At 68.1% G+C, this 12844-nt stretch carries 1 protein-coding gene (running past one end of the window); it reads right to left on the bottom strand.

Going from position 1 to position 12844, the window contains the following annotated elements:
* The coding region annotated (locus tag ACFU4Z_RS24685) for a non-ribosomal peptide synthase/polyketide synthase (protein ID WP_379066887.1) crosses the window boundary (this coding region is incomplete at its 3' end): on the bottom strand, positions 1–12844 show 12844 of its 36030 nt. The annotated region extends 23186 nt beyond the left edge of the window.

The raw sequence follows: 12844 nt of genomic DNA, 5'->3' as shown, positions 1-12844 counted from the left end.
CAGTGGATGCCTCGAAGAGCACACGCACCGGGATCTGCGCGTCCAGCGCCTCGCCCAGCCGGGCCGCCACCTGTGTGGCGACCAGCGAGTTGCCGCCGAGTTCGAAGAAGTCGTCGTCGAGGCCGACCCGGTCGAGGCCGAGTACCTCGGCGAAGGTGCTCGCGACGATCTCCTGCACCGGCGTGCTCGGCGCGCGGAACACCTTGGCCGCGAATGTCGGCGCGGGCAGCGCCTTGCGATCCAGCTTGCCGGAAGCATTGAGCGGGAACGCGTCGAGGACCAGATAGGCCGACGGGATCATGTAGGCGGGCAGCCGCCCGCCGAGCGCGATCTTCACCGCGTCGATGTCCACGGTCTTGCGTGCGGCGGCGATGAGATAGGCGACCAGCTGATCGCCGGTCCGCTCGTCGGTGCGCACCAGCACCACGGCCTGCGCGATGTTCGGCAGCGCCGTGAGCTCCGATTCGATCTCGCCGAGTTCGATGCGCAGACCACGCAGCTTCACCTGGAAGTCGGTGCGGCCCAGGTACTCCAGCTCACCGTCGGCGGTCCAGGCCACCAGGTCGCCGGTGCGGTACATGCGCTCGGCCGTGCCGAACGGGTCGGCGAGGAAACGCTCGGTGGTCAGGTCGGGGCGTGCCACATACCCGTGCGCCAGCTGCGCGCCCGCCAGGTACAGCTCGCCGGGAACACCGACCGGAACCGGTCGCAGCCGTGAATCGAGTACGTAGACCCGGGTGTTGAACACCGGAGCGCCGATCGGCACCGACACGGTGTCGGCGTCGGTGACCTCGTGGAAGGTCACGTCGACGGCGGCCTCGGTCGGACCGTACAGGTTGTGCAGCCTGGCGCCGGTCAGCTCACGCAACCGCTGCGCGGTCACCGCGGGCAACGCCTCACCGGAGGCGAAAACATTACGCAGGCTCGTGCATTCGGCCGCACGCGTCTCGGCGGGAGCGTCAGCCCCGGAGGTGAGAGCCTGCGTACCCATGGAGGGGCTTGCGGACGCCGCGATCGAGCTCACGAATACCGAGAGCATCGACGGCACGAAGTGCACCGTGGTGATCTGCTCGTCGGTGATCAGCTGCGCGAGGTAGGCCGGATCGCGGTGGCCGTCCGGCTTCGCGATGACAAGGCGCGCGCCGACCTGCAACGGCCAGAAGAACTCCCACACCGACACGTCGAAGGTGGCAGGCGTCTTCTGCACCACGACATCATCGGCGGCGAGACCGTATTCGGCGTGCATCCACACCAGCCGGTTGACGATCGCCGCGTGCGAGACCGCGACGCCCTTGGGGCGTCCGGTCGAACCGGAGGTGAAGATGACGTACGCGGTGTTGGCAGGCCGCAGCGGCCGGTGCCGATCCGCGTCGGTCAGCGGCTCGTCGGAGAACCCGGACAGATCGAGCTCATCGATCCGAACCTGCCGCGAGACAGTGGTTTCCAGATCCGTGCCCGAGGTGAGCACGCACACCGGACGCGCGGTGTCGAGGATGTAGTCGATGCGCTCGGCCGGGTGATCCGGATCCAGCGGCACGTACGCACCACCGGCGGCGTTGATCGCGTACATGCCGACGACAAGATCGATGGAGCGCCGCATGCCGAGTGCCACATACGATTCCGGGCCGACGCCGTTGCGCTTGAGCCAGCGCGCCAGCCGGTGCACCCGCGCGGCGAACTCGGCGTAGGACAGACTTGTCCCCTCGAACGTGACGGCGTATTCGTCGGGCGTCCGCGCCACTTGGGCTTCGAACAGCGAGACCAGCGTCGCGGCCGCATCGCCCACCGGCGAGGTCAGCGCCGCGTCGACCGCGAATTCGGTGGCGTTCCACTGCTCGAGCACGCGCGAGCGTTCGGACGGATCGAGCACCTCGATATCGCCGACCGCGATCGACGGTTCGATGGCGACGCCGCGCAGCACCCGAACGAAGCGCTCGGCGAAGGTATTCGCGAACGCGGCATCGAAAAGGTCGGTGGCGTAGACCAGTTCGGCGTCCATCTCGGCGGTGCCGCCGGGCACCTCGCTCAGCGTGAGCTGCATGTCGAACTTGGCCGTCGGCGCGTCGATACCCAGCTCGGACACCGTGAGGCCGGGCAGTTCCAGCGAGGTGCGACCGAGATTCTGGAAGGTCAACATCACCTGGAACAACGGGTGACGAGCCTGCGAGCGGGCCGGGTTGAGCACCTCGACCAGCCGCTCGAACGGGACGTCCGCATGCGCGAAGGCCTGCAGGTCCCGCTCACGCACCTGGGCGAGCAGATCGGCGAACGAGGCTGTCGTATCGACCTGCGCGCGCAGCACGAGGGTGTTCACGAACATGCCGACCAGGTCGTCGAGCGCCTGGTCGCCACGACCTGCCACCGGGATGCCGATGGCGATGTCGTCGGATCCGCTCAGCCGCGCGAGCAACGCGGCAAAGGCGCTGTGCACCACCATGAACAGCGTGGTGCCGTGCGCGTGCGCGACCCGGTTCAGCTCGTCGATCAGTTCGCCCGGCACCCGGAAGCGGTGCGTGCCCGCCTGGTACGAGGCGACGGCGGGACGCGGCCGACCGGCGAGGCGCAGCTCGTCGGGCAGACCGGCCAGCGCACCGCGCCAGTAGTCGAGCTGCTCGGAGATCAGTGAGGTGGGATCGTTCTCGGATCCCAGCGTTTCGCGCTGCCACAGCGCGAAATCGATGTACTGCACCGCGAGCGGCGGCCAGCCGGGCTCGGAGGCGGAGGTGCGCGCCACATAGGCGGTCATCAGGTCGCGGACCAACGGGCGGATGGAGAAGCCGTCGGAGGCGATGTGATGCACGACGACGACGAGCACGTAGTCCTGCTCGCCGAGCTGATAGGCCCGCAACCGCACCGGCGACTGAGCGGTCACATCGAACCCGCGACCGACGAATTCGCGCAGCGCGCCGGTCATCTCGTCTTCGCCGATCGAGACGACGTCGAGTTCCGGAACGGCCCGAGTCGACGGGAGCACACGCTGGTAGGCGACGCCGTCGTGCGAGGGGTAGATGGTGCGCAGCGATTCGTGCCGCGCGACCACATCGGCGATCGCGCCACGCAGTGCGGGCAGATCCAGGTTGCCTTGCAGCCGGACCGCCGCCGGAATGTTGTCGGCGGCCGAGTCGGCATCGAAGCGATTCAGGAACCACACCCGCTGCTGTGCCAGCGACAGCGGCGGATGTTCCGGACGAGTACGCGCGGTCAGCGGTTCACGCCCACCGGTCCCGGCCTGCGATTCCACCCGGGCCGCGAGCCCTGCGACGGTCGACGCCTCGAACAGCAGCCGGACACCGATCTCGGCGTTCAGCGCCGCGCCGATCCGAGCGATGACCTGGGTGGCGACCAGCGAGTTGCCGCCGAGCTCGAAAAAGTCGTCGTCGACGCCCACGCGGGCGACACCGAGTAGATCGGCGAAGACGTCGGCCACGATCTCCTCGATCGGCGTGGACGGCGCACGGAAACGCTTGGCCTCGAAGACCGGCGCGGGCAATGCCTTTCGATCCAGCTTGCCACTGGCATTGACCGGGAACTCGGCCAGCACGACCAGCGCAGCGGGGATCATGTACCCGGGCAACGACGTGGCCAGCGCGGCCTTCGCCGCATCGATATCGACGGCCGTGTCCGGTTCGGCGACAACGTAACCGACCAGCTGATCACCCGCGTGCGCATCACCGCGCACCATCACCACCGACTGCGAGACGCCGGGGAGGGCGAGCAACGCGGCCTCGATCTCGCCGAGCTCGATGCGCAGGCCGCGCAGCTTCACCTGGAAGTCGGTGCGGCCCAGGTACTCCAGCTCCGCGTTCGCGGTCCACTTGACCAAGTCGCCGGTGCGGTACATCCGCTCACCGGGCGCGCCATACGGGTTGGCGATAAAGCGGTCCGCCGTCAGCTCCGGGCGTCCCAGATAGCCGCGAGCCAGCTGAACACCCGCCAGGTAGAGCTCACCCGCGACGCCTACGGCGACCGGGTGCAGCCTGGCGTCCAGCACCAGCGTGCGGGTGTTCCACACGGGCGCGCCCATCGGTACCGACACGGTGTCCGCGTCGGTCACCTCGTGGAAGGTGACCTCGACCGCGGCCTCGGTCGGGCCGTACAGGTTGTGCAACCGCGCGCCGGTGAGTTCGCGCATCCGCTGCGCGGTCACCACCGGCAATGCCTCACCAGAGGCGAACACCTGCCGCAGCGTCGGCACGTCGCCCTGGTCGGCGACGAACACGGCCATCATCGACGGCACGAAGTGTGCGGAGGTGATCCCTTCGCGCCGAATGAGATCGGCGATGTAGGCCGGGTCCTGATGACCGTCCGGGCGAGCGACCACCAGTCGGGCGCCGACCTGCAACGGCCAGAAGAACTCCGGCACCGAGACATCGAACGTCAGCGGGGTCTTCTGCAGCACCGCGTCGGTGTGGTCGAGCGGGACACGCGCCGATTGCAGCCACAGCAGCCGGTTCACGACCGAGCCGTGACTCACCGCCACGCCCTTGGGACGGCCGGTGGAACCCGATGTGAAGATCACGTACGCCGTGTTCGCCAGCCGAATCGGTTGCACCCGTTCGGAATCGGTGATCGGCGCGGCGTCGAACCCGTCCAGCTCGAGCGTATCGATGGCCAGCACCGGCGCCAGCTCGGTGGTGAAACCGTCGCGCTCGGTGGTGAGGACCGCGACCGGTCGGGCGGTGTCGAGCACATAACCGATCCGGTCGGCCGGCTGATCGGGATCGAGCGGAACGTATCCCGCGCCCGCCTCCAGCACCGCGTAAATCGCGACGACCAAGTCGATCGAACGCCGGATCGCCAATGCCACCAGCGATTCGGTGCCGACACCATCCGCCATCAGCTTGCGCGCCAAACGACGTGCTCTGCCCGCGAATTCGGCGTAGGTCAGCTGCTCGCCCTCGAAAACCACCGCGACGGCATCCGGGGTGCGCCGAACCTGGTTCTCGAACAGGGAGACAAGCGTTTCGGCGGGCACCGCGTGTGCGGTGTCGTTCCAGTCCACCAGCACCTGTGCGCGCTCCTGCGGTGCGAGCAGGTCGATATCGCCCACCGGCACTTCCGGATCGGCGATAGCGGCGGCAAGAATACGATCGAGCTGCCTGGCGAAACCGGCAACCGTCGGCTCGTCGAAAAGGTCGAGCGCATAAGAGAACTCGGCCGACATCCCGGCGGCGGCGCCCTGGTCGTCCTGGGTTTCCGACAGCGTCAGCATCAGATCGAACTTCGCCAGCTGCGCGTCGTAGTCGATGCCGTTGACCGAGAGACCCGGCAGCTGGAGGGTGGCCTGCTTGATGTTCTGGAACGCCAGCATCACCTGGAACAACGGGTGGCGCGCCTGCGAACGGGCCGGGTTGAGCACCTCGACGAGTCGTTCGAACGGAACGTCCGCGTGCGCGAAGGCGTGCAGGTCGGTTTCCCTGGCCTTGGCGAGCTGGTCCGCGAAACTGGTTGCGCCGTCGACGTTCGTCCGCAACACGAGCGTGTTGACGAACATGCCGATCAGGTCGTCGAGCGCGGCCTCGCCGCGGCCTGCCACCGGGGTGCCGATGGCGATATCGGAGGTTCCGCTGGCCCGGGCGAGCAGTACGGCGAGCGCACTGTGCATGACCATGAACAACGACGAGTTGTAGCGGCGCCCCAGTTCGACCAGTGCGCGCTGGGTCTCACCGGAGATCACGAACGCGTAGGTACCGCCCCGATAGGACGCGGCGGCCGGGCGCGGATGATCCCACGGCAACACCAATTCGTCGGGCAGGTCGGCGAGTTCGCGCTGCCAGTAACGGATCTGGGTGGAGATCAGTGAGTTCGGATCGGTCTCCGACCCGAGTACCTCGCGCTGCCACAGCGCGTAATCCGCGTACTGGACCGGCAATTCGGCCCAGGTCGGCGCCTCCCACGAGGTGCGGGCGGCGTAGGCGACGATGACATCGCGCGACAACGGAGCCATCGACCAACCGTCGGCCGAGATGTGGTGCACCACCATGCCGAGCACGTACTCGGTCTCGCTGATCTCGAACAAGCGGGCGTGCAACGGTACTTCGCTGGTGACGTCGAAAGCCATCGACGCGAGGTCGATCAGGTGCTGGACCAGCGTCTCCTCGGTGACCCGGTAGGGCGTCAGGTCGGGAACGATCTGCGCCGCGTCGAGAACCACCTGTACCGGGCCGCTGTTGGTCTCCGGGAATACGGTGCGCAGCGACTCGTGCCGGTCGATCACGTCGATGACCGCGACCTGCAGCGCGGCCACGTCCAGATCACCGGACAGCCGGATCGCCACGGGCATGTTGTTGACCGCGGACTGCGTGTCGAACCGGTTCAGGAACCACATGCGCTGCTGAGCGAGGGAGAGCGGAATCTCTTCCGGCCGTTCCCGAACCACCAGCGCCTTGCGCGCGCCGTCACCGGCCTGCGACTCCACGCGGGCGGCGAGCGCGGCCACTGTGGGGGCCTCGAACAGCATCCGAACCGGCACGCGGGTATCGAGGGCGTTGCCGACGCGGGAGACAACCTGGGTGGCGATCAGCGAGTTGCCGCCGAGGTCGAAGAAGTCGTCGTCCACACCCACGCGAGGCAGGTCGAGCACCTCGCCGAACACCTGCGCGACGATCTCCTCGATCGGCGTGCTCGGCGCGCGGAAGGCACGGACCTCGAACACCGGCGCGGGCAGCGCCCGCCGGTCCAGCTTGCCGTTCGGGCTGAGCGGAATGGCATCGATCGGCACGATGACGGCCGGCACCATGTACGACGGCAGTCGAGTGGCGAGATGCGTGCGCAGGGCCACATCGAATGCCGCTCGGTCCTGCGCACCGCCATCGACGGGCACGACATAGCCGACGAGCTGGTCACCGAGCCGGTTGTCCGAACGCACCAGTGCCACAGCCTGGGCGACCTCGGGGTAGGACCGCAGTGCGGACTCGACCTCGCCGAGCTCGACGCGGACACCGCGCAGCTTCACCTGGAAGTCGGTGCGGCCGATGTATTCGATGACACCACCGGCGTCGCGCTTCACCAGGTCACCGGTGCGGTACATGCGCGTTCCATCGGGGCCGAACGGGTTCACGACGAAGCGATCCGCCGTCATATCCGCCCGGCCGAGATATCCGCGCGCCAACTGCGCGCCCGCGAGATAGAGCTCTCCCGCGACACCGGGGGGCACCGGGTGCAGTCGCGAATCCAGCACATAGGCCTGGGTGTTCCAGACCGGGCGGCCGATCGGGACCGCACCGCGCACCTCGTCGGCGGCGATCGCGTGCGTGGCGTTGACGGTGAACTCGGTGGGGCCGTACAGGTTGACCAGCGCTACATCGGGAACGCCGAGCCTGCGGAACGCGTCCACCGCATCGCTGGTGAAGGCCTCACCACCGACGAGCAGGGTGCGCAGCGAGGTCAACGCGTCGGCATCGACGCTGGTGGCGAACACCGTCAGCAGCGAAGGCACGAACGAAGCGATCGTCACCCGGTCCGCGGCGATGACGTCGGCAAGGTACTGGGCGTCGCGATGACCGTCCGGCATCGCGATGACCGTCCGGGCGCCGTTGGCCATCGGCGCCAGCGGCTCCCACACCGAGGCGTCGAAGGTCGACGGCGTCTTGAACAACACGACGTCGTCGGCATTGATACCGAATTCTGTGATGAGCCAGCGCATCTGGTGCATCAGCGCGGCGTGCGACACCCCGACGCCCTTCGGGCGGCCGGTGGAGCCGGAGGTGAAGATCGCGTAGGCCAGGTGCTCCGGCCGTAGCGGCGCGGTGCGCTCGACATCGGTCACCGGAGCATCGGCATACCCGGACAGCTCGATGTCGTCGATCACCAGGACCGGCAGCCCCTCGGGCCGGAACCAATCCCGCGAGGTGGTCAGCACTACCGCGGGCGCGGCGGTCTCGAGGATGTGCGCGATGCGTTCGGCCGGCTGGTCGAGGTCGAGCGGCACATAGGCGCCACCGGCCTCGAGCACGGCGTGGATCGCGGCCATCAGGTCGATCGAACGCCGGATCCCCAGCGCCACCGGAACATCGGGGCCGACACCGGCGTCGATCAGGCGGCGGGCCAGGCGGTGCACCCGTGCCCCGAATTCGGCGTAGGTCAGCGATTCGCCAGCGGGCGACGCCGGAGTGTCCAGGGCGCCTTCGGCGGAACGGTCCACCACGGCGATCGCATCCGGGGTCGCCGCCGCCTGGGCATTGACCAGGTCGACGATCGTTGCCGCCGTATCGATCTCGTGGACCGCACCGTGCCAGTCGGCCAGCGACAGCTGGGATTCGCGCTCGTCGAGCAGCTGGATATCACCGACGACCGCCGCCGGTTCGACGATGATCTGCCGCAGGATTCGCAGCAGCCGATCGGCGAACGATGAGACGGTGTCGGCGTCGAACAGATCGGTGGCGTAGGAGACGACCACCGACACACCGTCGGGTTCGCCGTGGGCGCCCCGCTGCTCGGTCATCGTCCACAGCAGGTCGAACTTGGCGATGTCGACCTCGAGCTCATCGGCCGAGACCGACAGACCTGGCAGCTCCAGTGCGCCGTGCGACATCTCCTGGAACGACAGCATCACCTGGAACAGCGGGTGCCGGGCCTGGGAGCGGGTCGGGTTGAGCACGTCGACGAGTCGCTCGAACGGCACATCCGCGTGCGCGAAGGCCGCGAGGTCGGTTTCCCTTGTCCGCGACAATAATTCGGCGAACGAGAGCGCAGGCTCGACCTCCGAGCGCAGCACGAGGGTGTTGACGAACATGCCGATCAGGTCGTCGAGGGCCTGCTCGCCACGTCCGGCGATGGGGGTGCCGATGGCGATGTCGGTGGTGCCGGACAGCCGGGCGAGCAGCAGCGCGAGCGAGGCGTGCAGCACCATGAAGGGGGTCGCGCCCTGAGCGCGAGCCAGTCCGGTCAGCTTGGCGTGCAGTTCGGCGTCGATCTCGAAACCGAACTGGGCGCCACGGAAACTCTGCACCGGCGGCCGCTGCCGGTCGGTGGGCAACTCGAGCTGATCAGGCAGACCGGCCAGCGCGCCCTGCCAGTAGGCGATCTCGCGGGCGGCCATGGAGTCGGGATCTGTTTCGGCGCCGAGCAATTCGCGCTGCCACAGGGAGTAGTCGCGGTACTGCACCGGCAGCGGAGCCCAGGCGGGCGGCTCCCCGGCCGCGCGGGCCAGATAGGCGGTGGCGACATCGCGGGCCAGCGGCCCGAACGAGAAGCCGTCCGCCGCAATGTGATGCACGACGAACGCGAGGACATAGTCCGCGGTGCCGTTACGCGAGCTGCCGGTGATCTGATAGGCGCGCACCCGGATGGGTAGCTCGCGGGAGACATCGAAGCCGGTGGACGCGAATTCGGTGAGCACGCCGAGAAGTTCGGACTCCTCGATCGGCGCCACGGTGAGGCCGAGGTCGATGTCCTCGATCGGCAGCACCTGCTGGTAGGCACTGTCGCCGAATTCGGGGAAGATGGTGCGCAGCGATTCCTGGCGGGCCAGCACATCGGTGAGCGCGGGCTGCAGCGCGTCGACGTCGACACGACCGCGCAGCCGGACCACGAAGGGCAGGTTGTAGGTCGGCACCGTCGGATCGAACTGGTTGATGAACCACATCCGCTGCTGCGCCAGCGACAGCGGCACCCGATCGGGCAGCTGCTGGGCGACGAGCACCGGCCGCGAACCTTCGGTGGGCGTCGCGGTTTCGACGCGAGCGGCGATGCCTGCCACGGTCGGCGTTTCGAACAGCGCACGCACACCCAACTGGATGCCGAACGCCGCACCGATCCGCGACACCACCTGGGTGGCGACCAGCGAGTTGCCGCCGAGGTCGAAGAAGTTGTCGTCGATGCCGATCCGGTCCTGGCTCAGCACATCGGCGAAGATGCCGGCGACGACCTGCTCGGCCTGGGTGCGCGGGGCCCGGAATCCGGCGGCGTCGGCGGTGAACACCGGCTCCGGCAGCGCCTTGCGGTCCAGCTTGCCGCTGGTGTTGAGCGGGAACGCCGCCAGCACCATGATCGCCGCGGGCACCATGTAGCTGGGCAGCTGTCCGGCGGCGAACCTGGTCAGCTCGGTGGGATCGATCGTATGACCCGGCGCGGGCACGACATACGCGACCAGCTGCTGACCGGTCGCGGTATCGACAACGAGCACCGCGGCCTGGCTGACCGCGGGATGAGCGAGCAGATCGGTTTCGATCTCACCGAGCTCGATGCGCTGACCACGGAACTTCACCTGGAAGTCGGTGCGGCCGATGTATTCCAGCGTGCCGACGGAGTTCCAGCGCACCAGGTCGCCGGTGCGGTACATGCGGTCGCCGTGCAGACCGAACGGGTTGGCGACGAAGCGGTCCGAGGTCAGGTCGGCGCGGCCGCGGTAGCCGCGAGCCAACTGACGTCCACCGAGATAGAGCTCGCCCGGCACACCGATCGCGGCGGGCCGCAATCGCGAATCCAGTACGTAGACTTCGACATTCCACTCCGGAATGCCGATCGGCACCGTCACGGTGTCGGCGGCGGTGGCCTCCCAGTAGGTGACCGACACCGCGGCCTCGGTCGGCCCGTACAGGTTGTGCAGTCCGGCCGAGGTGATCGCGCGGAAGCCCGCGGCGGTCTCCGGCGGCAGCGCCTCGCCGATCACGAAAACATTACGCAGCGTGGCACATTGGGCCGCGGTGGCGTGCGCGACGAAGACCGTCAGCATCGAGGGGACGAAGTCGGTCACCGTGACGCCGTGCCGCTCGATCATGTCCGCGACATACAGCGGATCACGATGCCCGTCCGGGGCCGCGATGAGCAGTTTCGCACCGACGAGCAACGGCAGGAAGTAGCCCCACAGCGACACGTCGAAGGTGGTCGCGGTCTTCTGCAGGTACACGTCGTCGGCGGTCAGCCGGTACTCGTCCAGCATCCACAGCTGCTGGTTGACGATCGCGTGATGGGTGACCGCCACGCCCTTGGGGCGGCCGGTCGAGCCGGAGGTGTAGATGACGTAGGCGGTGTTGCCCGGGCGCAGCGGCGCGAGCCGGTCCGAATCTGTCACCGGCGCATCGGAGTACGCGGCCACATCGAGGGTGTCGATCTCGACCCTGCGCACCGAATCGGGCAGGTCGAGCGCGTCGTTGGACAGCGTGAGCACGCAGACCGGGTCCGCGCTGTCGAGGATGTAGGCGGTGCGATCGGCGGGATGGTCCGGGTCGATCGGAACGTACGCGCCACCGGCCTTCAACACCGCGTGCATGCCGATGACCAGTTCCAGCGAGCGGCGCATGCCGAGCGCGACAAGCGATTCCGGGCCGACGCCGTCGGCGATCAGGAACCGGGCGAGTCGGTTGACCCGCGCGGCGAACTCCGCGTACGTCAGTGTCGCGCCCTCGAAATCGAGCGCCACATTGTCGGGAGTCAGCGGGATCTGCGCGTCGAGCAGGGCGGGCAGGGTGGTTTCCGGCAGCGGCTGCTCGGCGTCGTTCCACTCGTGCAGGGTGCGGGTGCGCTCGGCGTCGGTGGTGGCCTGCAGGCGCCACACCTTCGCATCGGCGTCGGCGGCGAGGAACCTTCCGAAGAACTCCAAGAACCGCGAATGATGCTGCGCGGCTTCGGTTTCGGTGTAGAGGTTCGGGTTGGTCTCGAAGTCGATGTGCGAACGGGTGCCCGCGACCGACTGGTAGAAATTGACGCCGAGGTCCTCGATGCTGCCGGTCGAGAGCACATTGAACTCGCCGACCATCGGGCCGAGTGCGACCTCGTTGTGGAACAGCATGATGTTCACCCACGGACCGAAGAACTCCGTGCTCACCACACCGGAGGAGCTCGCCGCGTCGCGGCGGATGTCCTCGTGCCGGTAGCGCTGATGACGCAGCGCGCCCGATACCTCGACGGTCACCGAACGCAGCAGGTCGGTGACCGTGGTGTCGTAGCCGACCTGCAAACGCAGCGGCACGATGTTCGAGGTCACGCCACCCGAGCGCCGCATTGCCGCTGTGGTTCGCGCCGTCACCGGCAGGCTCAGGATGACGTCCTGGGTGCCCGTCAGCTGTGCGAGATACGCCGCGAAGCCCGCGATCAGCAGACCGGCGGGCGAGTTGTCGTGGCGTGCTACGGCGTCGGCGAGCAGTGCGTCCTGCTCCGGCGACAACGCCGCGCTCGACACCGTATTGACCGGGGCAGGCGGCGCGGAACGCCCAGCGAGGCTCGATCCTTCTTCCAGACCGGCGACGCGCTGCGCCCAATGCTCCTTATCGCCCTGGAAGCGGGTGCTGTCCCGGTAGGACATCTCCAGCTCGTACAGCGCGCGCAGGTCGGTGGCCTTCGCGGGCGGCGCCTCGGTCCCGTTCACCACGGCGGTGTAGTACTCCGCCGTCCTGGTCATGTAGGTCATCGCGCCGAAGCCGTCGAGCACGATGTGATGCACCCGCGCGTACCAGAACCAGCGCTGGTCTTCGATCTGCAATGCGGCGGCCACGATCAGGCGATCGTTGACGATATCGAGCGGCCGGCTGTACTCCGCCCGCATCCACTCCGCGGCCGCGGCCTCGGGGTCCGCTTCGCCGCGCAAGTCGAGGTAGCCGATCTCCGGGAACAAGGTCTTGTCCACGACCTGCATCGGCTGACCGTCGCGCTCGACGATCCGCAGCCATCCCGACTCCGACTCGTTGGCCGCGTCGATGCTCGCCTGCAGCAGCGCGTCCAGATCGAGATCACCCCGCAGGTCGACGTACTGGGCGATGTTGATCGGGACCTGCGGGTCCACGTGCTGCGCGTACCAGATGCCCAGCTGTGCGGGCGACAACGGGAAGTAGTCCGCAGCGGCCTGCGAAGCGTTCCCTTGTGCGTCCTCAGTTTCGCCGTTTCCGCCGAAATCCAGCCGGTCCAA

Source organism: Nocardia sp. NPDC057440 (assembly GCF_042802915.1).
In the GTDB taxonomy this organism is placed as follows: Bacteria; Actinomycetota; Actinomycetes; order Mycobacteriales; family Mycobacteriaceae; genus Nocardia.
The sequence above is the reverse complement of the archived record's forward strand: the minus strand, read 5'-3'. Positions and strand labels throughout refer to the sequence as shown.